Annotated in this window: 20 protein-coding genes and 1 riboswitch; of the genes, 3 read left to right on the top strand and 17 right to left on the bottom strand. The window is 46.6% G+C overall.

Annotated elements, in window-relative coordinates; all coding sequences use genetic code 11:
• Window positions 1–451: 451 nt before the first annotated feature.
• The 9 genes from RH89_RS19160 to RH89_RS19120 all read right to left on the bottom strand — a co-directional run bounded on the left by RH89_RS19160 (window position 452) and on the right by RH89_RS19120 (window position 9,207).
• Window positions 452–1,252, bottom strand: coding sequence for a helix-turn-helix domain-containing protein (locus tag RH89_RS19160; RefSeq protein WP_004405560.1), 801 nt, complete (start codon window positions 1,250–1,252; stop codon window positions 452–454).
• A 191-nt stretch (window positions 1,253–1,443) separates the two neighbouring features.
• The gene (locus RH89_RS19155) at window positions 1,444–2,694 is read right to left on the bottom strand and encodes a cyclic di-GMP phosphodiesterase (RefSeq protein WP_004405556.1); all 1,251 of its coding nucleotides are present in this window, start codon (window positions 2,692–2,694) and stop codon (window positions 1,444–1,446) included.
• A 266-nt stretch (window positions 2,695–2,960) separates the two neighbouring features.
• Entirely contained in the window at window positions 2,961–3,785 is an 825-nt protein-coding gene (locus RH89_RS19150) for an HDOD domain-containing protein (protein WP_004405554.1), read from the bottom strand.
• Window positions 3,786–3,904: 119 nt separating this feature from the next.
• A complete protein-coding gene (locus tag RH89_RS19145) occupies window positions 3,905–4,903 on the bottom strand; it encodes a LacI family DNA-binding transcriptional regulator (protein ID WP_004405551.1) in 999 nt (332 codons plus the stop codon).
• 126 nt (window positions 4,904–5,029) lie between these two features.
• Window positions 5,030–5,749, bottom strand: coding sequence for a chitin disaccharide deacetylase (gene chbG / locus RH89_RS19140; RefSeq protein ID WP_004405549.1), 720 nt, complete (start codon window positions 5,747–5,749; stop codon window positions 5,030–5,032).
• A 37-nt stretch (window positions 5,750–5,786) separates the two neighbouring features.
• The gene (locus RH89_RS19135) at window positions 5,787–7,097 is read right to left on the bottom strand and encodes a 6-phospho-beta-glucosidase (RefSeq protein ID WP_004405547.1); all 1,311 of its coding nucleotides are present in this window, start codon (window positions 7,095–7,097) and stop codon (window positions 5,787–5,789) included.
• 10 nt (window positions 7,098–7,107) lie between these two features.
• Window positions 7,108–7,419: a PTS lactose/cellobiose transporter subunit IIA gene (locus RH89_RS19130; RefSeq protein ID WP_004405544.1), complete on the bottom strand. Its 312-nt coding sequence runs from the start codon at window positions 7,417–7,419 to the stop codon at window positions 7,108–7,110.
• Between the two features lie 60 nt (window positions 7,420–7,479).
• Window positions 7,480–8,814, bottom strand: a complete 1,335-nt coding sequence (locus RH89_RS19125) for a PTS sugar transporter subunit IIC (protein ID WP_022551643.1) — start codon at window positions 8,812–8,814, stop codon at window positions 7,480–7,482.
• Between the two features lie 87 nt (window positions 8,815–8,901).
• Window positions 8,902–9,207 carry a PTS sugar transporter subunit IIB gene (locus RH89_RS19120; RefSeq protein ID WP_004405541.1) on the bottom strand — a complete coding sequence of 102 codons (306 nt, stop codon included), beginning with the start codon at window positions 9,205–9,207 and terminating at the stop codon, window positions 8,902–8,904.
• A gap of 542 nt (window positions 9,208–9,749) precedes the next feature.
• On the opposite strand from RH89_RS19120, the gene RH89_RS19115 reads away from it, so the two are divergent.
• A complete protein-coding gene (locus RH89_RS19115; protein WP_004405530.1) occupies window positions 9,750–10,148 on the top strand; it encodes a DUF2170 family protein in 399 nt (132 codons plus the stop codon).
• 1 nt (window position 10,149) lies between these two features.
• Here RH89_RS19115 and thiQ read toward each other — a convergent pair whose 3' ends face one another.
• The 5 genes from thiQ to mpl all read right to left on the bottom strand — a co-directional run bounded on the left by thiQ (window position 10,150) and on the right by mpl (window position 15,770).
• Window positions 10,150–10,854 carry a thiamine ABC transporter ATP-binding protein gene (gene thiQ / locus RH89_RS19110; RefSeq protein ID WP_038146711.1) on the bottom strand — a complete coding sequence of 235 codons (705 nt, stop codon included), beginning with the start codon at window positions 10,852–10,854 and terminating at the stop codon, window positions 10,150–10,152.
• Complete coding sequence (gene thiP / locus RH89_RS19105) at window positions 10,847–12,442, bottom strand: thiamine/thiamine pyrophosphate ABC transporter permease ThiP (protein ID WP_038146709.1); 1,596 nt, start codon at window positions 12,440–12,442, stop codon at window positions 10,847–10,849. Before thiP ends, thiQ begins: the two co-directional genes overlap by 8 nt.
• A gap of 67 nt (window positions 12,443–12,509) precedes the next feature.
• A complete protein-coding gene (gene thiB / locus RH89_RS19100) occupies window positions 12,510–13,502 on the bottom strand; it encodes a thiamine ABC transporter substrate binding subunit (protein ID WP_004405521.1) in 993 nt (330 codons plus the stop codon).
• Between the two features lie 44 nt (window positions 13,503–13,546).
• Window positions 13,547–13,678: riboswitch (TPP riboswitch) on the bottom strand.
• 79 nt (window positions 13,679–13,757) lie between these two features.
• A complete protein-coding gene (locus RH89_RS19095) occupies window positions 13,758–14,381 on the bottom strand; it encodes a flavin prenyltransferase UbiX (protein WP_004405520.1) in 624 nt (207 codons plus the stop codon).
• Window positions 14,382–14,405: 24 nt separating this feature from the next.
• A complete protein-coding gene (gene mpl / locus RH89_RS19090; RefSeq protein WP_004405519.1) occupies window positions 14,406–15,770 on the bottom strand; it encodes a UDP-N-acetylmuramate:L-alanyl-gamma-D-glutamyl-meso-diaminopimelate ligase in 1,365 nt (454 codons plus the stop codon).
• A 357-nt stretch (window positions 15,771–16,127) separates the two neighbouring features.
• Here mpl and fbp point away from each other — a divergent pair, with 357 nt between their 5' ends.
• Together fbp and ppa are read left to right on the top strand one after the other, a co-directional pair.
• Window positions 16,128–17,138 (top strand): class 1 fructose-bisphosphatase, encoded by a 1,011-nt coding sequence (fbp, locus tag RH89_RS19085; protein WP_004405516.1) that lies wholly within the window; start codon window positions 16,128–16,130, stop codon window positions 17,136–17,138.
• Window positions 17,139–17,328: 190 nt separating this feature from the next.
• Complete coding sequence (gene ppa, locus RH89_RS19080; RefSeq protein ID WP_004405515.1) at window positions 17,329–17,856, top strand: inorganic diphosphatase; 528 nt, start codon at window positions 17,329–17,331, stop codon at window positions 17,854–17,856.
• A gap of 45 nt (window positions 17,857–17,901) precedes the next feature.
• On the opposite strand, the gene RH89_RS19075 is transcribed toward ppa, so the two are convergent.
• Genes RH89_RS19075 through tamA form a run of 3 tightly spaced genes read right to left on the bottom strand, consistent with a single transcriptional unit; the run spans window position 17,902 to window position 23,755 of the window.
• Complete coding sequence (locus RH89_RS19075) at window positions 17,902–18,249, bottom strand: gamma-glutamylcyclotransferase family protein (RefSeq protein ID WP_004405514.1); 348 nt, start codon at window positions 18,247–18,249, stop codon at window positions 17,902–17,904.
• A 29-nt stretch (window positions 18,250–18,278) separates the two neighbouring features.
• The gene (gene tamB, locus RH89_RS19070; protein WP_004405513.1) at window positions 18,279–22,043 is read right to left on the bottom strand and encodes an autotransporter assembly complex protein TamB; all 3,765 of its coding nucleotides are present in this window, start codon (window positions 22,041–22,043) and stop codon (window positions 18,279–18,281) included.
• Complete coding sequence (tamA, locus tag RH89_RS19065) at window positions 22,040–23,755, bottom strand: autotransporter assembly complex protein TamA (protein WP_038146710.1); 1,716 nt, start codon at window positions 23,753–23,755, stop codon at window positions 22,040–22,042. Before tamA ends, tamB begins: the two co-directional genes overlap by 4 nt.
• Window positions 23,756–23,961: the final 206 nt, after the last annotated feature.

Raw genomic sequence — 23,961 nt, 5'->3', positions numbered from 1 at the left:
TGCCGGTATTACTACCGATTGGTCACTCAGTTCATTGAAACCTAATTTGAAACCGAAGTTTCTAATTGGATTATCATCAACGAGTGCCCACACAGATTGATAGGTCTATATTGTTAAAGAGCTTTCTTCTTAAGGATTTAAGCTTCCTTGTGAAGAGGCGGTCATTCTAGCGAGATAATTATTAGTGTCAAACACTTTTTCGTTTTTTATTTTTCTTTTTTCAAAGAAGAAACAAATTATCTATTTTTGAGCTAGAAGCCTAACTGACATATTCGCTGAAGCCTTGTGGCGTCTGCCGTGTCAGTGAGGCGGCATTATAGGGAGTAATTCAGAGTTGGCAACACCGAAATGGCATTTTTATTAAAAAGAAAGGCTAAGCGAGCAAATTTTATTCTAAATAAAATTTACCCCCTTAAATTACACATATTATTCACATTTTACTGTGGATAAGTTAGACATTTCCGTCTTCGCTTATCATGTTCTTCACTCTATTAAGGACATCATTAGGTAGTGGGCTTATACCAGCAGAGAACAGTACCTTCTTATACTTGGTTTCGAAGAACATCAAATTGCGCAGATGATCAGGTTCGGTTCGACCCTGTTCCATATTCTCATTATGCGTTCTTAGTATCTCTTCGTTGAGCTTGGTTTCGATGGATTCCAATTGCTCTTCGGAAAGATACATTCGCCCACAGATGACTTTGGCTGAGTCTTTCGCTTTCAATAGCTGTTCGGTTAAGCTTTTTAAATACTGCTGTCCGAGTTTGGATGAGCTCGACATTTGGTAGTGATAAGGACCAATAAAAGAGAAGCGGTTGCTTTCACCCAATTGAATAAGCCCTAAAATTTCCAGCGCACGTAAATAGAGATAAGTAGCCGCATCGTCGAGCCCGTATTCCTCCTGCATTAAATGAAGGTCGTTTTCACGATGACGCAATTCGCGATAGAAATCGTAGAGCTGAGGAAATTCGAAGAACACGTCATCTTGAATTTCATTAAAGAAGTTTTCGTTTTTGAACTGTAGCTTCAGAGCAACCTGGTGAAGCTCTGACAAATTGATACCAGCCCCTACACAATAGGTAAGAAGCTTTTCCAATGGAATAGAGGTGTTGTGAAGGTGTCTTTTTAATGATGATAACGGCACACCCAATTGCTGTGCCAGAGTATTATAGGTAATGCCTTCGTCTTTTATTGTTTGCCGTAATGCCATCAGCAGGTATTCCGGCTTTGCTGTTTGTGTAGTTGACTGCATAGTAACACTCCAATGTACATAGAATCCCACAACGACTCGTTGCTATGAATCCAAGTATCTATCTAAGAAAGATATAAAATCAGAGCATCTACGGTTTGCCAAGTGCTTGAGATGAAATCTAAGCGTCAAATCAAACACATGGCAAAACAGCGACGAAATTCTCTCCATAAATCGTCACTTTTGAGAATGCGTTAGGCGTCGTTCTCAAAGTAGTAAGATATCCGAGTCCTTGGATTTAAGTATTCCCTCACCTTTTCCGGTAGCTTGTGCGGCAAAATGGCCGACACGATTTTGAGTTCACTATCCGCAAGATCAAGAATGGGTGCCTGGTTACGTGGCACATTTGAATCGTAAAGTAATACGTTCGGGTAAAGGATATTCTGCGCATTGACAGAAATGACCATCCCGACCATTTCATTAGACAACTGGACGACGGTACCTGGTGGGTACACTCCCATAAATTTGATGAGAATGTTCAGGTTTTCATTGTTATATAGATGCTTGCACTTCTTATATAGATGAGAGAGCGCGCTGAAAGGAATCTTTTGCTCTGACTCAATTCTTGGGTGGCACAAGTTATCGTAAGCATTGGCTAACGCAACGATCTGAGCATAAGGGTCTATCTGTTCCCCTTTCAGACCGTCTGGGTAACCACTGCCATCAAGGTATTCATGATGCTGGCAAATGATGCGCTTGGCACTGGAAGGGAAATCTTCAATTTTCTCTGTCAGCTCCAAGCCATATTTGGTGTGTAACTTGAGGTAATTCTCTTCCGGTGCAGTCAGCGGTGACTTCTTATTGACGATGGCTGCTGGTACACGAACTTTCCCCATATCGTGAAAAAGTGCACCAAAAGCGATCTCTTTGATCGCTTCCGCCTTCATCCCTTTGCTTTTGGCGATCATCATAGCGATCACCGCTACATTCAGCGAATGGAAGTAAATGTCCTGGAATTTGCTTTTTCCATTCATTAGATGAAGTGTCACGTTGTTGTCTGCTAAAAGCTTATCGACAACTTCATCCACCATAACCGTTGCCTCTTTTACCGCATCAAGCGGTCGGCTGCGGATCTTGCTCATGACTGAACGCAGTTGAGACAAAGAACGCTCAAACTCTTTTTCGCATTTATTCACACGTCGGCGATATGCGTTGAGTTTTTCTATGCGGGTTTGCTTTTCCTGCCACATTTTTTTCTTGGCAAGCTCAAGTGCTGTCTCTTGCTCCACATTTTCCATTGCTTCGTTAGCTGGAAGTGGCTGGGCATCACTTTGGAGTGGGTTTATATAGACGTGTTTAATCCCCAAGTGACGAATGATATCAACTTGGTCCTGGGATTTGATCTTAAAGCTATTGAGAAGAAACGGGTGATCTTTCCAGCTGACTGGTAACCGGATATGCAACCCCGGTTGAATGCGATCGACCGTTATTTTAATACTGGCCACACTGAATCGAATATTGTCCTAAGTTACGTTTTTAACGCTTAACTTTGAGCGGGAGTGTCAATCTAACCGCGATTCACCTGCAGTCACAAAATGGATTACAAAGCGAATATGCAAAGTTTGACTTAGGTAACAATACGATTAATTTTCAGTATGTTAACAACCACTCAGTGCTCAATAAACCACCTAAAAATGTATAAATTGTGATTTATTGAGCACTGACATTATAAAGAAAAAAAGGAGTAGCCAAACCCCTTTAATACATTTCGTTACACCATTTGAGCTGCGAGGTCTCGACCTTGTCCTCTGACATTTTCCAATGTCGGTAAAAATGCCGTCGACAGACCAAGTACTTTCGCGTCATGGTTTGACTCAATATATTCGAGCCTTTGATCTTCCTCTTCAATATCATCCCAATCGATATTGATCTGCCTTGCCAAGTGTAAAGACCAGGCAATTTTGGGCTCTTCTGCGGCGTTGTTAGGGTCTAGACAATGAGCGATTGAATCGACGAGCTGAGGCGCAAATTTCCAGGCTGTTGCGAGTTTCGCTCCAAGCTCAGAGGCTGTTGTGCCCAGCACTTCGCGCTGAACGTCTTCTGCGACTTCGCCAGCATCGATTCTATCTTGAATAGACTTAGCTTCTTCTGGAGCCAACGCATGAATCATCAATTCACCGATGTTATGGAGAATACCAGCGGTAAACACTTGGTTTGGTTCCAGCCCCACTTCTTTCGCAATGTTGCTGGCAATAGTGGCCACTTCAAAAGTGTCGTTCCAGTATTCAGTCACATCCATGGTTTCAAATTTAGGGAAGGCACTGGTCAATACTGATACCACCACTAAGGTTCTGATGGGTTCGGTACCTAAGCGGATAACGGCTTCATCAATAGAAGCTACTGTTCGGCTGCGCCCAAAGTGAGCGGAGTTAGCGAGTCGGAGAATACGGGCGGATACCACTTGCTCCATAGCGATTTTTTGCGAAAGCTGCATAAGATCAACCTCATCCCGGTTGACCATTTCAACGAGCTCCTGCAAGACTTTTCGAATTTTAGGTAATTCATTTATTCTTGATAGTAAACTTGCCTGATCCATTGAATTCTCCCCAAATTAATGAACGTGCAGTTTTAACTATAGGCCAAGAATTCAAAGTTACAGGCGAGCTCTGCTTTCCATGGTGTGACTAAACCTTTGCTAGGTAACGTATTCCCTCATTAACAAAGGGCTCGCACGCTTTTTCTGATTTTAACTTCAGGTGCAAACTCGTGGGACACGTCACTTTCTTTATTCTCGATTTTAGCCGTTAACACTTCTACAGCGGCTCTCGCCATTTTGCTGATAGGAAACTGGACGGAAGAAACAGCAGGATAAAAGCTTTCACACACCTCAACACTGTCAAAGCTGACAACAGAAACATCTTCAGGCACCCTGATATTCTTCTCGTAAAAGTACTGCATAGCACCACTGGTCATTTCTTCACTGGCAGAAAAGATAGCGGTAATCTGAGGGTTGTTTTCCATTAAGGATTTTGCTGCAAAGTAACCACTTTGCCGTCCGTAATCCCCTTCGACAATCTGTTCAGAATTTAGCTCCAGATTATGTTCCTCAACAGCGGCAACAAAACCAGCCAGGCGTCGCTGACCGCTGAATCGGCTACTAGGCCCCGAGATGCAACCGAGGTGTTGATGACCCTGCTGGATTAAATATGACGTAGCTACACGCGCAGCTTCAGTGTGATCAAACGTAATGCAGCGATCTTCTAAACCTTCAACAAAGCGGTCTAACAACACAAATGGCGTTGGTTGCTCGGCTAACGTGCGTAGTTCTTCATCACTCATATAGCGGCAGTGGAGCACGTACCCTTCACAGCGAAGATCATGAAATCGCTGAATCGCTTCACGTTCACCCTCTGCACTATGGTGCCCTTGCGCAGTGATCAGGAACTTCTTGTGTTTATCCAGCTCATTTTGAACCTGATTCATCATTTCACCGAAGAAACCACCGGTATAGAAGGTCACGAGCAACCCCGTCATATTCGATGAGGCGGTTGCTAAAGAGCGCGCAATCGCACTGGGGCGATAGTTTAGCTCTGCCATGGCTTGTTCTACTTTTCTTTTGGTTTCTTCCCGAAATTTCCCTTCTCCATTAATGATACGAGAAACGGTCGAACGGTTGACGCCAGCCAGTTCTGCGACGTCTTTAATTCTTGCCATGCTGCCAGTGTTCCTTATTGTCTGTCTGGGCTCAATGTAACCGAGAAAAAAGCGAGCTGCCAGATTTCACCGCTGGAATTAAGGTTTAGGGGGTTCCAGCGAGGCAGCTGCTTTCTGTTTATGCGATCAGAGTACCGCTGAGTAATCCGAAACCTGAATGCCCATATCTTTGAGTGACGCCTTCAAACGAGGATCCGTCAGTACACTCAGCTCTTTCTCTCGTTGAAGAGCGTAGCTCGATATTTGTTTCAGGTGTTCGTCGACAAGGGCCGGATGACACATCACCTCAAGCACATCACAACGATCTTGGTAAGAACTCACCAAAGTCAGTAACGCATCTAACTCAACCGTTTTATCAAAAAACTTTTCGGTAAATTGATAACGGCAGTTTTCAACAGTTTGCGCTCGCAATGGTACGCCTCTTTCCTTCGCAATGTTTTCAACAATCGGCAAAATTTGCGGGTGCCCATGAGCGTGATGGTGGCTATCAATATGGCTCAGTTCGAGACCCAATTGGTCAAAATACTCAAGTTGCGCTCTGACCTCTTTTTCAATCGCTTCGGCATCAAAGTCTCGGCGCGGCCAAAAGTCAGGTTGTTTAGGAAACAAACCATCATCTCCTTGAAGATTTGGTGAGCCAGTCAGTGGTTTGCCTGCCGTGAAGCGCAGATGAATGCCAACTTTAAGATCGGGCAATTGCTTTGCCATCTCGACGGCTTCTTTGTCTGCGTCCATCCCAACCATGAGCGTGGTGGAATTCACCACACCTTGAGTATGAGCTTCTTTGATACCTTGGTTTACACCGTGCGTCAGACCAAAATCGTCTGCATTAAAAATCACCTTCATAGGACCTCCTTTTTTGCCATCATACCGCCAATGTCTGTTAGCTAAATTGAGGCAGGTAAGGTTTATTGGATTCTAAAATCTCATCCAAGATTGCTTTTGCGGCAGCGATATCGGGTACGAGCGGGTTGTTGGCCAGCGCCATCAGGCTTTTCTCATAGCTGCCTGTTACCGCAGCTTCAACCGCCAGTTCTTCATAGGCTTTAACCTGATGGATTAAGCCTCGAATTTCCGCAGGAAATGCCCCGACAGCCAGAGGTTTTGCGCCAAAGCTTCCGACAACCGAGCTGCATTCGATAACAGCGTCATCAGGTAAAGTATGAATCGCGCCGTTGTTACGAACGTTCACCACATGGACAGCGTTCAAGTTGTTGTGAATCGCATCAACCAGGTTGAGTGAGGCATCGGAATAGTATGCGCCACCACGTTGCTCAAGCTGTTCTGGTTTATGATCAAGATTGATATCCCGGTACAGCTCAAACAGCTCTTTTTCGGTCTGCATCACCTGTTCTGCACGAGTCCCCACTTCTTCTGCAGATTGTTTTTCTTCTGCCAGCATGGCTTCCGTTTGGTAAAAGTAACGGTGGTACGGGCACGGAATGACTCCAAGCGCATGGAGGAAATCAGGATCCCAGGGTTCTTCGAAAATATTCTTCATACTGAAATTCGCACCATCACCTACTTTTTCAAGAACCGTCTCGGTGATGTCTTCACCATGCAGCCATACCTGATGCACCCACACCAGATGATTCAACCCAGCAAAGTCCAGTTGCAGTTCATGGGGTTCACAATCCATCATTTCCGCCACCATCATGGTCATGGAAACCGGTACATTACACAGCCCCATACTTTTTACTTTGGTGTGGCGATGAACAGCCTCAGTCACAAGCCCAGCCGGGTTGGTGAAATTCAGCATCCATGCGTTAGGGGCAAGCTCTTCAATGTCTTTACAAATGTCTAATATGACGGGGATGGTGCGCAGCGCTTTGGCAAACCCGCCTGGTCCAGTGGTTTCCTGACCAATAACGTTGTATTTAATTGGGATACGCTCATCGTTTGCACGTGCTTTTAATCCTCCCACCCGAAACTGAGTCATGATGAAGTCGGCATCCTTAATGGCGCTTCGGCGATCAAGAGAGGCTTTGATTTCAATGTCCGCTCCCACTTTTTCCACCATCCGCTTCGCAAGTGCCGCGATGATTTCCAGTTTTTCTTCCCCTTCCGCTACATCCACAAAATGCATTTCACGAACGGGCAGTTTGTCGAGCCTTTTCAACACGCCTTCAACCAACTCGGGTGTGTAACTGCTTCCTCCACCAATGATGGCGAGTTTAAGTGATTTCTTTTGCATCGTTTTTCTCCTACTTCTCTGCCAGTTTCTGGTGCAGTTCCACCATTTCAGTTGCTAACTCGTGAGCAAGAATGGTCGTCATCAAATGGTCCTGTGCGTGAACCATGACTAACGTCATCGGAACTTTTCCTTCCCCCTGATCGGCTTCGATTAACTGAGTCTGAGTCAGGTGTGCTCGATTCAAACATTCTTTGGCTTGTTTAAGAGATGCCCGAGCGTTATCAAACTCACTCTTTCTGGCTAACACTAACGCTTCAAAACACAAACTTCTGGCTTCACCGGCATTGCAGATGATGTCCATCACTACCGTTTCTTGTTCCATGGTTCTCTCCAATTCTTGAGCAAGCCCAGCCAACGCAGCTGGGCGATAAAATATTGAGGTTTATGCCGTCACGCCTTCACCAGTGGCAGGTGACGTTTGCTGTTCACTTTCTTCCGACTGTTTTTCTTCGGCGAGCAGCTCGCGCTCAAAAATTTTGAAGAATGGGTAATAAAGGAATAGATCCATCACAAACAGCAAGACAACCAACAGCACTGGCGACAGTGTCCAGCCTGCCCCCCACGATGCCCCGATGATGGCAGGCGTCGTCCACGGCATGGTCGCGATCCCCATTCCCACGAATCCGGTGTGAACGGCAAAGTACGCCACTGTTGCATTGATGATAGGAACGAAGACGAACGGCAAAAACAGAGTTGGGTTCATGACGATCGGGCTTCCGAAAATCACTGGCTCATTGATTTGGAAGAAACCAGGGACCGCACTCATGCGCCCTAAACTTTTCAGGTGTGCCGAGCGGCTGAAAGACATTAACGCCACCAGAGCAAGTGTGGCTCCGGACCCGCCAATGAAGATGTAGAAATCCCAGAACGGCTGCGTAAAGATATTTGGTACTTCTTCACCCGCAACAAACGCTTCAATATTGACGGTAAGGTTGGTTAAGAAAATAGGACCTAACAAGCCAACTACAATGGCTGCACCGTGAATACCGGCAAACCAGAGCAACTGACAAAGAAGCAAGGCACCAATGATGGCGGGCAGAGTATTAGATGCACTGACCAGAGGTTTGAATGCCTCCATGATGGCTTGTGGTATCAGCATGTCATGTTGGGTCTGAAGCCAGATACTCAGTGGATACAAGGTGATGAAAACTGCAACCACAGGCAAAAGCACTTCAAAAGAACGCTGGATTGCAGGAGGAACCTGTTCAGGCATTCGGATTGTGATGTTGTATTTCTTCATGACTCGGTAGAGTTCAACCGCAAAGAAACCAGACAGCACCGCAGTAAAGACCCCTGTTCCCCCTAAGAACTGCATCGACAGTGCCCCTTCGCTGGCGGGAGACGCAACGAGCAGAAATGACATGAGTGCCAATGCTGCACTGGTAATGCCGTCCATGCCGTATGATTTCGCTAGGCTATAGGCTACGCCCATGGAGACAAAAAGCCCCATTAATGCCATCGACATAAAGTGCGGCATCATAATGGTATCGAAATGGGTTGTGGCAAAATCTATCCACGCTCGACCAAACGCATTAGTGGTATCCTGATCGAAAGGTGGAAACGCAAATATCAAAACAAAACTGCCGACAATAATAAATGGCATCGCCACGATAAAGCCGTCACGCATTGCCCGAACATGTCTCTGAGCCCCGACTTTCGCCGCTAAAGGAGCAATATGTTGCTCTACGACTCGCATCATCGCATCATATATTTTCATGATTAGACCTTTATTTTAGGTATAAGAACCCCTGCCCAATTAATTAAAATTAATCAGGAGTTCTTTATTAATATTTAACTATTTTATTTACTTAATTAATTCCAGTGCTTGTTTTAGCACGGCATCGCCTTTCATCATTCCATATGTCTGCGGAGGTATCGCCGCAATATTGATTCCAATGCGATCGGTCACTTTCTTCATTTCTTCTAGTTGAAAACGAACCTGTGGTCCGAGTAAACAGACATCATAGTTAGAAACTGCGTCTTCAAACGCGCTCACAGAAAGCGCATCTATCTTGCACTCAAGCCCTTGTTTATCAGCCGCTTCTTGCATTTTCTTCACCAGCATACTGGTTGACATACCTGCGCTGCAGCAAAGCAATATCCTTTTCATAACCCACTCCAGTTGATCAAATAATGAACTACAAAAACTCTATCAAATAGAGCTTAAACAAAAAAGCGCAACCGGTTGCATTTCGCGTGAACGGCCTCTCAGTTTAATAAATAAAAGCGATAGAATTACCTTGTTAATTTATTTTGTTATTCAAAATAAATTAATTTTAAACATTCGTAATCAGAAATAATGATGGTATCTATGAAAGTAGTTATGAGGGGTTTTCTAATTTAAAATCAGGAATTATTGATTAGATAAATAATAGAAAAGTTTATATTCCCTTCACAAGATCAATCTAAAATCACATCAAAGGTGATGTTTATCCCAAATATTTCTCTTGTCATAAAAAAGTGCGCTTAGGCTAAAACTACAATTTCTAACGTTTATGCAAATATAGTGATTAAATTACAACAAGATATATTGATACATTTACCACAATAACGCCTTCCAACGATTAAAAAGAGAAGAAACAACGTGTTGCCCAATCGATTTTAATCACTATACTCACTGCCCTTACTTACTGATTTAAAAGGAATTAAATTGTGTCATGGACGTTAAAGGATCTACAGGCATTAATCGACTCACGACGAGGTTGGGAAGTCGATTCGGTAGATTCAGGCACACTCATCATCAACAATAGTGAAGATAGCCTGATTGCATATTTAACAGTGTCAGAGCAACAAATCGTAGTAGAAAGTATTTTATTCCCCGAACAAAACGTCCACGATGTGGATGCCTTAAACCGAGAGATCTTACAGACTCACAAGCTGATCCCGCTGACTAATATTGGCGTCAACCGAGTTGATGAAGTGAATTACTATGTGGCTTACGGCGCACTCTCATCTCAGGCAAAAGACAAGAGCATAATCATTGAGATTGCCACTCTGTTCCGAAATGCCGAAACCTTTATCGACATGTATAACCATCATCTGGCGTATTAAGTTATTCACCCGCCCGAACAAACGCTGCCAGTTCATGATTTGAACCAGTCGACACCAGCTCCGACACTGGCAGTGTTTCCTGAACCTGTCCTCGAGACATAAACGCAAACTTTGTGGCTATCGCTTTAGCGTCGCTGATGTGGTGTGTCACCATCACAACGGCGATGCCTCGCTCTTTTGCCAAGCTCTGCACCAATGCCAGCATCTCCTCCCTAATAACAGGGTCGAGAGCAGAAAAAGGCTCATCAAGCAGCCAGATACCGTGAGGCTGGACAAAACATCGCGCCAGAGCCACCCGCTGCTTTTGCCCGCCAGAGAGTTGCTCCGGCAATCGATCCAGATAATCATGAATCCCAACCATACGCGCGGCATCTTCGACTTTTTGCTTTTCAGCGGAGCTGAGTTTTAAGCCAGGCTCTATACCGAGACCAATATTTTCCCGCACAGATAGGTGGGCGAATAAGTTGTTTTCCTGAAACAGCATGGAAAGTGGAATTTGGTGAGGTGCACGCCCAACCACCGACTGACCCGAGACTAAGATCTCTCCACCCTGAGGCTGAATAAAGCCTGCCACAAGTGCCAGCAATGTCGATTTCCCTGCACCACTCGGTCCCATCAAAGCAAGGATATCCCCTTCTTCCACTTCCAAATTGAATTGAAAAGACTCGTTGTTGTAACGGTATCGCACGTCATGAAGTTTAAGAATGGTCATGGGTCTTTCTCGGTTTGAATAGAAGTTCGATCAGGGAAAAACTCAGCACACTGAGCAGAAGCAGGCAAAGTGACACCACAGCCGCCGCCTCCATCTGATAACTGCCAAGCAGTTGGAATAGATACAAAGGCAGCGTCCGGAATTCCTGACTGCCAAACAGCGCAATGGCACTGAGATCGCCCATCGACATCATAAAGCTGATAGAAAAGGCGTATGCGAATGGTTTTCGAAGTGCTCGCCATTCCATTAGCCTAAGGTGATTCCAGCCTTTTATCCCTAAGGATGCCGACAGGTATTGATATTGCTGAACCAGTTGAAACATGGGCAGGGAAAGCGTTTTGATGACATATGGCAGAGCCATCAAACAGTTGACTGCCACCACAATCCAGAATGCCATCGCGAATACGTCGGCGATATCTCGAAGTAGCAAGAATAATCCGGTACTGATCACCAGCCCGGGTGTCACCAGAATAATGGTGCCTGCCAGCTCGATTTTATCCGCCTTAAAAGCTTGTCGCTTTAAACGCCAGATTCGGCTGGTTGAGAGAATGGCTGTCCCCAGAAGCAATGCGAGTAGGCTTGAGATCCCCGCCACTTGCAAAGACGCAGACAACGCATTCCAGAATCGTTCATCACCCAGCGTAGTCAGAATCTTGTTGTTTAAACCGCTGAGTACCACCATACCCAATGGTGGCAGAACCAAGAGTAAAACTCCGCCTATCCACAGCCCGTCCCATATCCTTGCCGATGCCGAATCGGTGTACTTGGAGATGGGTTTCATGCTGCCAGCCGATACAGACACAGGTTTAGAGAGCTTCTGAATACTGATGGCTAGCACACCACACAATAGCATTTGCCACATGGCAAGCAAGGCACCCGTTTGTAAATCAAAATCAAACTTTATTGCCTGATAGATCGCCAGCTCTATGGTCGTCGATTTAGGACCACCTCCCAGTGCCATTACCGTGGCAAAACTGGTGAAACACAGCATGAAGACCAGCCCGCTCACTTGAGGAAGCTGGGCTTTAAGACGTGGCAATTCTACCCAGAGAAATTTGTTCCATCGCGACATTCCCAAATGCGCACATAACTTGTGCTGTTCAGGTGGAATACTTTCCAGAGATTGAAGTAGTAGTCTTGCAGCATAAGGAAGGTTAAAGAACACATGCGCCAGTAGAATGCCGTTAAGACCGTAGATAGAGAACGGCAGCTCAGCGCCTAACGCTTTCAATCCATCCGCCAGTAAACCGCTGTTTCCATAAATGGCTAAAAGACCAAACACCCCCACCAGTACAGGCAGCACCAGTGTGCTGGCAAATAGCTTCAATAATAAACTACGCCCCGGGAACTGCCGGTAAGACAGAGAATGCGCAACGGGAATCGCCAGACCAACGCTAAATAAGGTAGACAGCAACGCCTGATAGAAGCTGAATTCCGTAACGTGACGATAGTAGGGGTCGGTCCAGATTTGCAAAAGATTGAGTGAGGGTGAATGAGAAAGCAACGCCCACAAAGCTGACATTACAAATATCAGGATAAAGGTGGCAACAACTATCCCTACTTTGGGTACGTTTTGGTTCACGACGCAGAAAGCCTAAGCATATAGAAGCAAGCCATGCATTATGCATGGCTTGTTGTCTGTTGAAAACTTAGAAAGTTAAGGCATTTTGCCATTCACGAATCCAGGCTTTGCGGTTTTGCGCCACCTCTTCTGATTCGAACAACAATGCTTTGCCTGGCAGGGATAATGTTTCGAAGCCTTTTGGCAGTTCCACATCCGTCACTGGGTACATCCAGTTACCTGTTGGCATCGCAGACTGGAATTCATCACTCAGGATAAATGCCATAAACTCATCCGCCAGTTTTTGATTGGCGCTGTTCTTCACTTTTGCCGCTACTTCAACCTGCGCATAGTGACCTTCAGCAAAGTTAGCTGCTGCGAAGTTTGCATCGTTCTCGGCGATCAAGTGGTAAGCCGGTGAAGTGGTGTAAGACAGAACCATGTCCGATTCGCCTTCAAGGAACATTGAGTAAGCTTCTGACCAACCTTTGGTTACAGTGACGGTTTTCTTCGCCAGTTGCTTCCACGCATCACTTACTTTGTCACCGTACACAGACTTCATCCAAAGCATCAGGCCCTGACCCGGCGTTGAAGTACGCGGATCCTGATAAATAACCTTCAGATCATCACGCTTTTCTACCAGCTCTTTCAGGCTTTTCGGTGGGTTAGCCAGCTTCTCTTTGTTGTACACAAAGGCGAAGTAACCGTAATCGTATGGAACAAAAGTACTGTCATCCCAACCACCTGGGATGGTAACGGTGCTGGTATCTACAGAATGTTCTGCCAGCAAGTCACTCTGTTTCGCTTCTGCCATCAGGTTGTTGTCCAACCCAAGAACGATATCCGCTTTGCTGTTTTTACCTTCAAGGCGCAGACGATTAAGAATGGTCACGCCATCGTCAAGTGCCACAAATTCCAAGTTACAGCCACATTTCGCTTCAAACGCTTTTTCTACTGTTGGACCCGGTCCCCAGTCCGCCGCGAAAGAGTCATACGTGTAAACTGTAAGTGTGTTTTGATCGGCGAATGCCGGCGTGGCAGCAAGTGTAGCGAGCGCTACGGTAGTCAGTGCGTATTTCACTGGTCGCTCCTATCCGTTGTTGAGCGGCACAGGGTTGAGATGAGGAAAATTCCACGCTCAATTCCTACGCCAGTATTATCTGGTTCAGGTGTACGGGTTCAAACCAAAGGTTTATCTCAGCCATAAGATGGACAACATTTTATGCGCCCAAACATTCAGCACCCCGATGAGAGTTGGTTTATTGTATCGCGTTATTTCCACTTAGCCATATGCAAATGGCTTTAATATCTAATTCGCTAATGATGCTTGGGGATACTAGCCGCGTTGATCATAACCCCAGCGAGGAACCAAGCCTTGTTCCACACCTAGATGATCCAGAATGCGGGCAACCATAAAATCAACTAGATCCTCTATTCTGTTTGGCTGGTGATAAAAACCCGGTGCGGCTGGCATGATGGTCACACCCATTTGAGAGAGCTTGTGCATGTTTTCCAGGTGGAGTGTAGAGAAAGGCGTTTCACGCACCACCAACAACAGCTGACCTCGTTCTTTCATCACGACATCAGCGGCGCGTTCAATCAGGTTATCAGACATGCCATGGGCGATGGCCGCGACACTGCCCGCACTGCACGGGCATACCACCATCTGTTTTGGCGCAGCCGAACCTGACGCCACCGGAGAAAACCAGTCTTCTTTACCACAGACTATTAGTTTATCGGTATCACACCCCAGATGTTCCACCAGCTTTTCTTTAGCACCGTCTGGCGATGCCGGTAGCTTCAAACCGTGCTCTGTTGCCATGACAACGCGCGCGGCGGAAGATATGAGCAGATAAACGGTGTAATCTGCGGCTAACAGGCACTCCAGCAAACGGAGACCATAAGGTGCCCCCGATGCTCCGGTAAATGCCAAAGTGATGGTTTTCTTTTCTTGATTCATTCTTACTTCTTAGAGAATTTCTGATTACTTCTCGCTCTTGTATTTCAGAGCGTTGAGTAATTTATCATGGATCCCACCAAAGCCCCCATTACTCATGACCAATATCTGATCACCGGGTTCGGCTTTTTCGACAACACTGGATACCAGAGCATCAATGCTGTCGGACGTATAGGCAGGTTGTGAACATTGCTTGGCAACATCATCCACCGACCATTCAATGGTTTCTGGCTGGAAAAGATACACGGAATCGGCTTTTTTAAGCGAATTTGCCAATGTTTCTTTATGAACGCCCATTTTCATTGTGCTTGAACGGGGTTCGAGCACAGCGATGATCTTCTGCTGACCGACTTTGTTACGTAAACCTTCTAAGGTTAGTTCAATGGCTGTTGGGTGGTGAGCAAAGTCATCATAAACTGTGACGCCATTTTCTTCCCCCTTTCGCTCTAAGCGGCGCTTGGTATTAACGAACAGCCCCAGTGCTTCACAGGCTAAATCGGGTGTCACACCCACGTGCCTTGCGGTCGCTATCGCCATCAGTGCGTTATCCACATTGTGATCGCCTATCAAATCCCAACTGACTCTGCCGACTAATGCGCCCTGGAAGTAGACATCAAACACACTGCCATCGATTTTGACCTTCTCGGCTTTCCAGTCACCACCTTCTCCGCTGGTTTCTTTTTCACTCCAGCAGCCACGCTCCAACACATCCTGCAATGCATCATCGTTAATGGGTGAGAAAATGCGCCCGTTCCCCGGTACGGTACGAACCAAATGGTGGAACTGCTTCTTAATCGCTTCAAGGTCATCGAAGATATCTGCATGATCGAATTCAAGATTGTTCATCACAAGTGTACGTGGGTGATAGTGGACAAACTTCGAACGTTTATCGAAAAAAGCGCTGTCATATTCGTCGGCTTCGACGACAAAAAACATACTGTCACCCAAACGGGCTGAAACACCAAAATTGCCCAATACGCCGCCCACCAGAAAACCGGGCTGATAGCCGCAGTGTTCCAAAATCCACGTCAGCATGCTGGAAGTGGTGGTTTTGCCATGAGTACCGGATACTGCGAGCACCCAGCGATCGTGCAGTAAAAATTCCTGCAGCCATTGAGGACCAGATGTGTATCTCAGATTATTGTTCAGCACATATTCTACGCAGGGGTTCCCACGGCTCATTGCATTGCCAACGACCACCAGATCAGGCTTCGGCTCCAATTGAGAAGGGTCGAACCCTTCGATAATTTCAATGCCCTGCGACTCCAGTAAAGTGCTCATCGGAGGGTAAACATTGGCGTCACACCCCGTGACTTTATGCCCTAGCTGACGTGCTAAAACCGCTGCGCCACCCATAAAAGTCCCGCAGATTCCAAGAATATGAATATGCATAAATTACGATTCCTAGTCTTTTTTGACGTCGTTAGAGTAAGTGAATTTGCTTCTTAGCATGCCTGATTTGTGTCAGTGATATGTGAACAAAAAATGTGATGTCCAACTAAAATGAGTCAGGTATCAGCAAGTTACTTCATTACCATTAAAAAGATTCCACTTATACAATACTAAATGTATCCCCGAACCCCTACTAATTCGGGTAGGAAACCCAACTTAGATTGGGATGTTATTGTATCTGAGCTCACTTGCGCGACCCAGTTTCTTGACTGTGAACCCTAAAGAAACGCTGACCTTCCCCAGTCAGATTCGTCGGTAGCTCAGAACTCTGCTCAAGAAACAAACTAAGGAATAAACATGTCTGAGATACGCACCCTAGGCGAGTTCATTGTTGAAAAACAACATGACTTCCCTCATGCCAGTGGCGATCTTTCCTCTCTTCTCGGTTCAATTAAACTTGCTGCCAAAATCGTAAACCGTGAAATCAATAAAGCTGGTCTGGTCGATATTACCGGGGCAGTTGGCACAGAAAACGTTCAGGGTGAAGCTCAGCAGAAACTGGACGTATACGCCAACGAGAAGTTCAAAGCCGCACTGGAAGCCCGCGATCAGGTTTGTGGTGTTGCCAGTGAAGAAGAAGACGAAGCCGTCGCGTTCAACAAAGAACTCAACAAAAACGCGAAGTATGTCGTTTTGATGGATCCACTGGATGGTTCTTCGAACATTGACGTAAACGTTTCCGTCGGCACCATCTTCTCTATTTACCAGCGCGTGTCTCCAATAGGTACACCGCCAACCGAAGAAGACTTCCTACAGCCTGGCGACAAACAAGTCGCGGCTGGTTACATCATATATGGTTCCTCGACCATGCTGGTGTACACCACAGGTAAAGGAGTGCATGGCTTCACCTACGACCCATCTTTGGGGGTATTCTGCCTCTCTCACGAGAACATGATGATCCCAGAAGACGGTCTGATTTACTCCATCAACGAAGGGAACTACATTCGCTTCCCAACCGGAGTGAAGAAATACATCAAGTACTGTCAGGAAAATGAGCCTTCGGAAGGTCGCCCATACACCTCCCGCTACATTGGTTCTCTGGTTGCAGATTTTCACCGCAACCTGCTTAAAGGGGGTATCTACCTCTACCCAAGTACTCAGAGCCATCCGAATGGTAAGCTTCGTTTGCTTTACGAGTGCAACCCTATGGCATTCTTGATTGAACAGGCTGGTGGTCTGGCATCAGACGGCGTGAATCGCATTATGGATTTAAAACCGACCGAACTTCACCAGCGTGTGCCGTTTTTTGTTGGTTCTAAGAACATGGTTCGCAAAGTGGAAGAATTCCTCGAACTGAATCAAGACTGATCCCCTTCCCCTGCTCAGACCTGAGCAGGGGCATCTGATTGACCTTTGCTATTTTCTCTTCTGTTGTTTTCTCTTTCGCTGCTTTCTCATCGATATCATCTCCACCCAGATCGCCTAAAGTTGAATAGCCGGACGGTAAAAATTCGCTTAAGCTAAATTGAGTAGAATTCATTCGTAAAGGAAATCAGTAATGAGTTTAAATAATGTACCTGCAGGTAAGTCTCTGCCTGATGACATCTATGTTGTGATTGAAATCCCAGCAAATGCAGACCCCATTAAATATGAAGTAGACAAGGATTCTGGCGCGGTATTTGTTGACCGCTTTATGTCTGCTCCCATGTTTTACCCATGTAATTACGGCTACGTGAACCACACACTTTCGTTAGACGGCGATCCGGTCGATGTACTGGTTCCGACTCCGCATCCGCTTATGCCGGGTTCTGTTATTCGCTGCCGTCCGGTCGGTGTATTGAAAATGACGGATGAGTCCGGTGAAGATGCAAAAGTGGTTGCCGTTCCTCACAGCAAACTTTCCAAAGAATACGACCACATTCAGGACGTTAATGACATTCCTGAACTCTTGAAGGCACAAATTACGCACTTCTTTGAGCGTTACAAAGAGCTTGAAGCTGGAAAGTGGGTGAAAGTAGATGGCTGGGCCGATGCCGCTGCGGCACGTGAGGAAATCCTGACATCTTACGAGCGCGCACAGAAATAACTCTCCGAATAGCAAAAGCCCGTCTCACTTTGAGACGGGCTTTTGCTAAAACCTTTGGCACCAGTCGCCTGAATCAATCGGCTCTGACAGCTTGCTGCCATCCTGATACAGATAGACCCAAGCTTCACCAAATGGCGTGGAGATTTTTTCACGGCGGTATTCGTAGGGCACGTCTTCAAGATGATCCAGTTTTGCGAGCGTGTGCGCGTTAATGCGATAAATCTCGCCGCAGATTTCCTGCTGTCCCTGTACCATCCCCGGGTAATGGCCTAAGTCGAAAAGCTCGAAATCCGGACCTGTACGGTACTGCGCTACCAGCTCACAGCCTTCCAGAAAGTGGTGGTTTTCTTCGCCCTGCCGTAACGTCCCATATACAAACACAAGCTGTTCCATTGCGCTCTCCATCGATTCAGCACCTGAATCTAATTAAATTCAAACTGGTAAATCAAGTCCACCGCGCTGTTCAAGCCTGACACGGCTTCGACATACAAGTCCTGCATCAAACGATACCGCACCGTGAACTCACCAAGTGAGTTAAAAATACCCACTCCGTAGGTGACTTTCAAGCCGGGTAATATGTAACCACTCACAGTTACTTGAGAATCATCACCAGAACCGGCTGTATCCAGTTGTAAATCCTGAACCCCAAACGCCTGACCGATCTCCCCGACCACTTTTCCGCTCTTCGCTAGGCTTAATCCAATCAGCGTTGTGGTCATCAGGTTACCACCTGCCTCAGCATCAATATCCCGACCACGCATCAGGTAAGAAAGTGCATTCGCCTGTGGCATTGCCGGTTCTGAAAATATGGTGACATTGGGATCGTCAGCCGGACCATCTACACGAATACCCGCCGTCACATCGTCCTGAATATTGTCTGGATTTCGGATCGCGGTAATCACCACATACGGCTGGTCGACCGGTCCGTTCATCAGGATCTTACCCGTCTGGATAACCAGATCCTGCCCAAACGAGCGGAAAGAACCATCCAGAATGTTGACTTCGCCAACAACAAACGGTCCTTTGTCGCGCTGCGATACTTTCAGATCGCCTTTTAGTTTGCCAACCAGACCAAATGCCGTCAGACCAAAATCGTCACCAATTTTGATATTTACGTTGGTCTGAATATTCATCGGTAACGGCTTTTTGTCTTCGATAGGTTTGAAGTCCTGATCCAGCAGTACTTCATCGCTTGAAACCCCAATCGCACTCGGTGGTAACTCTTCAACCTCAATCCGACCCCATGGAAGGTAGATATCCCCTTCTATTTTTGCCAGCTCTGGCGTAGCGGAGATCTTGAGGTCCGGCTTCGCTTTAATGTGAACCATCGGTGGCAGTTTCACGTTTAATTCGTCAGCAAATACGGCCAGGTTTGCCCGCCATTTCTTCAGATCTGCCCAATTACCGTCACCTTCCAGATTCAGAGTGCCATCTGGGGTATGAATCTGAGATTTAAGCACTGCACCATAACCATCAAACGTAGCAACTATCTGACCATCATTTACGTCTACTGGAGTGATTTCCCCTTTAGCAAGCAGCTTGTCGATAGAGAAATCGCCGTAAAGTTTGGGGTGCAGCAAAGGACCTTTAAACGCCAAATCGGAATGAATATTGGCATTCACCTTACTGAACTCACCCAACAGAGGCTTTAACATGTCCAGATGAATGTCGGATATTGCCAGCTTGCCATCAATGGTTTGCTTGTCTGACTGAACATTGCTGATGTCAGCCTGCCCGGTAAGCTGCCCGTTGTCCGTCAGGTCTAAGTTCCACTGGCTGGTCAGCTGGTCGTTTTTCAATTCTGCATCCAGAGTGATGCCATTCCACCCCACCGTGATTGGCGCTTCTAGAGTCTGTGTGACTTTACCTTCCGGCAGTTTTACCGACAGCTTCACTTCTGGTTTTGCATCAGGTTTCCAGCGAGCCCAGGCTGTGGCGTTAACTTCGCCTTTCAGGTCAGTTTCTTCTGGAATAAAACGTTTGATCTGGTCGAAGTTAAATTTCTTAATCGCGATGTTGGCTTCACCACTTTCACCCGCCTCTATGTCTTGGGTAACACAAAGCTGCGCATCTTGCTGTCGCCAGCAATGCGCTTGTACAGTGGCTATGTTTTTCGCCATGTTGAACCCGAGCTTAGCAGTGTTTTCCAATGTCCAGGTGCCTTGCTCAGAAGAAATGTCTGCACGTTGCAGCTCTCCATTCCAGACCATTTCTGGTTTTTCGGTTAATCCTCCGACAATCTTCAAACTGGTGGACACCAGATCAGACAGCACATCCAGCGTTAACTGATGGTCTTCCTGAGTCCCCGAAAATTGCAAATCGACACTATCGATGTACTGGTCTTGTGCCTGTACATCTTTTACCACCAGTGACAAATCGCCTTTTGGTGCAGGCAGAGGTGAAATGTCACCAGATAGAGCGACCGACTTCACCGACGCTTCATCTTTCCATTCCACGTCATTCACACTTAAATCGACTTTGACCTGCGGCTCTTTGAACTCACCTCTAAGCTTCACGTCGCCATGCATATGACCACGTAAGTCAGGAATAGATTTAACAAATTCTGGGAAGTTCAGCTCGACATCCAGCCCCCACTGTTTGTCGAGAGAACCCGATACAAACAAGTTATTAGGACCGTGCGACAGCTCAAGCCCTTCTGTCTTAATGCTAGGCTCACCACTCATGTTGACGTCAGCGGCATCCAACTGACCGTTGATATAAAGCGGATATTCACGAATCAGCCCCTGAATAGCCAGCAATGGCACGCTGACTTGCCAGCCGCCTGCCTTGGTAAGCTGACCGTTGGTCGTAATGGTTCCGCTGATATTGCCTTCGGCTTCTGGCCATTGCAGACCCGGCTGAATACTGTCTAAACCCAGCGTAGTATTCCATTTCACTAAGTCAGACCAATCTGCTTCTACCTGACCGGACACCCGACCGCCTAAAGTGTTCAACACAAGAGAATGAACCTTGATGTTTTGAAGCGTGCCTTTTGCTGCGGTATCGAGCGCTACATCAGGGATCTCTTTGCCTTTTGCTTTCAGGGCTACGGCTAGATCGAAGCCGTCTAAGTTGCCTTTCAAATCGATACTAGTGATATCAGACTGATAATCCGCTTCGCCAGTGAGTGGCCACTGTACTTCGCCATCTGTCAAAGACACATCAAACGGAAGAATTGCTTTTAGCGGCTCCAGCTTGCCTTCCAAGTGCGCTTTTACAACACCACCGAGATCCGCATTTAGGTTGAGGTTTGCGACACTGCCATTTGCACTTAACTTAAGCGTCTGACCTTTTAAATCTGTCTGATTGAGCGTGGCATCCAGTGCTAAGCTTGGCAGCAGGTAATCCCCTTTAAGCTCAACTTGGGTGCTGGCTTTGGCAGTGACTTCTGGCATATCGAGTTCCAGTTTTTCGATCTCGACATTATGGTCTCCTGCTTTGGCTTGTAGCCCTAAATGATGAATTTTAACTGGAGAGCCACCATTCAATGTAAAGTCCCGGACATCAAAGCCTTCAATAACCACATCCAGAGGAATAAGCACTTCTGGTAGTTCAATATCCTGCGCTGGCTTAGGTGAGTCTTTCGCTGAGGACTCTTTTTGGGCTGAGGGCTCTTCAGATTCTGCCAGCGTAATATCAATGTTATTCCATTGAGTGGGGTGCAGGGTCAGTTCTCGCCCTTCCATCGTAATAGCGGTCGAAAAAGTATCCCACTGCACCTGATTTCCAAGTACATCCAGAGCAATGTTATTAAGCTGAATATTGCTGACAGAGACAGGAACCGGCAGTTTGATTTCAGTCACAGGCTCTAAAGGTGCTGGCTCTTCTTCCGACGGGGCAGTATCCGTCAATACAAAGGTGAGAGATTCCAGAATCAGGTTTTCAATACAGACACGCGGTTCAAACAGACACTCGGCATCTAAATCAAGCTGAACACGCTTGGCTTTTAAATCAATGAATAAATCTGGGTCGGTGAAGGACACATCTTTCAACACAATGTCTGTAAGAATGGCACCTTCGGATTCACCGACACTCAGTTGTGGCAACGCTTTTTGCGCTCCCCACATAGCCAGACTGAGACCGGGCTGAGTGAACAACAACGCGCCCAGCAAAAGTAAAATCACTAAGATCAGACAAGGGATGAACAAGGCCAGACGCACCAGCCATTTAGCAACGGTACGGGTCATAGCTCAGGTCCCAACGTAAAGTGAATCTTAAATTGGTCACCAGACTCTTGGTTTAACCCCTTAGCGAAATCTAAACGAATGGGACCGACTGGTGATGCCCACCGAACGCCCACACCTACACCGGTTTTCCAGTCGGGTTTATCCGTCCATGCATCACCGTAGTCAACGAAGGCTGCCAGCCACCAGTTGCCGTATACCCGATACTGGTATTCCAGACTGCTGACCGCTAAGTATTTACCACCACTGAATTTGTCTTCTGGTTGGGTAGCTGGGATATCTTCGTAACCATAACCACGAATGCTGTTGTCACCACCCGCGAAGAACCTGAGTGAACGCGGTACTTTGTCAAAATCGCCGGCAAATACGCCACCAGCATCAAAGCGTGCTAAGCCGCGGTGATTTTCTCCAATGCTTCGTACAATGGCGGTTCTGCCTTGTAACCTCAAAATACCCGTGTCCGAGAGTAAACTTTCATTACCTGCCTCTACGGTCAGGAGATGCTTGTCTCCCCACATAGGCATAGCGCCACCGCGCACTCGTGCTCTACTAAAGGTAAAGCCCGGTAACACAAATTTGGAAATTCTCGATTCACCACGCTCTTCCGAATCATCGTACAAAAAGCGTATCGACGCGGTTCTCTGCCAGCCGGAATCCAGCTTCCAGTGGCGCTTCACCGCTAAGTTGTGCTCTAAACTTTTAGTTTCGTCCTTATCGGTACGTTTCATCCCGTACTGGATTTCATAGTACTCGCGCAGTACATCTTCCAATGGAATTTTATAGCTAGCGGTGATCGCCTGTTCAGGCAAAGACAGAGACAAGCTGCTGTGCAGGCTATGACCACGATCGTTCAGCCAAGGCTTTTTCCAGCTCAACTTGCCACGAAAGCCGATGTCGGTGGAATAACCCAATCCAGTTTCGATTTGGTTTTCGGACTGTGGGGCAAGGTTAATGTTCATCGGCAGCTCACGCTGCTTTCCGATGTAACTTAATTCGGGCTCGACATGCACCGAAGAGAACCATTCGGTATTAGAAAGACTCTGGTTAAGCTCGCCAATTTTAGACGCCAGATAGGGTTCGCCTGCTTCAAATGGCACAAGTGATTTCACCCGGCTTTCTCGGATCTGGCTACCAAAGATTTGCACATCGCCAAAGTAGTAGCGCTGACCGCTATCAAATTCTATCGTGACGAATGCCTGTTTATGCTCTGGCGCAACTTCAAGTTTGGTTTGCCCAAATTCACCATCAAAATAGCCCTTTCTTAATGCCAGATTTCTTAAGCTGGATTTATAGGCTTCGTAATTTGCGTGGTTCAGTGGATCTCCAACACCGAGCTTAGAACCTTCTCGTAACTTGATGAAATCCGGGTCGGTCGCGGCTTCTCCTGAGATAACAAGATCACTGATTCGAATGGTGACAAGAGGACCAGGATCGACGTTCACAGTGAGTGACTGACCGTCTTCCGCCGCCACAAAACTGATCTCGGGTTGATAGTGTCCAAGCGCCTTTAACGCTTTGATAATGTTGTCTTCTAGGCGCGACTGAAAGCGCAGCGAAGTGGAATATTCACTTGGGTCAATCGCCGACAGATAAGCAGACACATTGGTGTCCAGTTCTCCTTTTAAGCCCTCTATTTCTAGATCGAAAGCAAGAGCGGGCATTCCAATGGTAAGCAAACCACACCCAATGAGGTGCGAAACTTGTATCTTCTTCATATCTGACAGCGCAATGTACAACCTTTTTCTCAAGACCGCTCAAAGCTATCAGAAATTGCGTCCCCTACCTAGTCTTAAACAGTGGAAACTGATATTGGCTCTAATTACAGAGAAAAGTATGGTGAGTGTGAGATAAGTAGTAAAACAATCAAGTAGCCAAGTGATGAATAAAAGAAAGGCGAACCATTCGGCTCGCCTTCGCTATA

Source organism: Vibrio nigripulchritudo ATCC 27043, from assembly GCF_000222685.1.
Lineage (GTDB): Bacteria > Pseudomonadota > Gammaproteobacteria > Enterobacterales > Vibrionaceae > Vibrio > Vibrio nigripulchritudo.
This window is presented reverse-complemented; position numbering and strand designations above follow the sequence as displayed.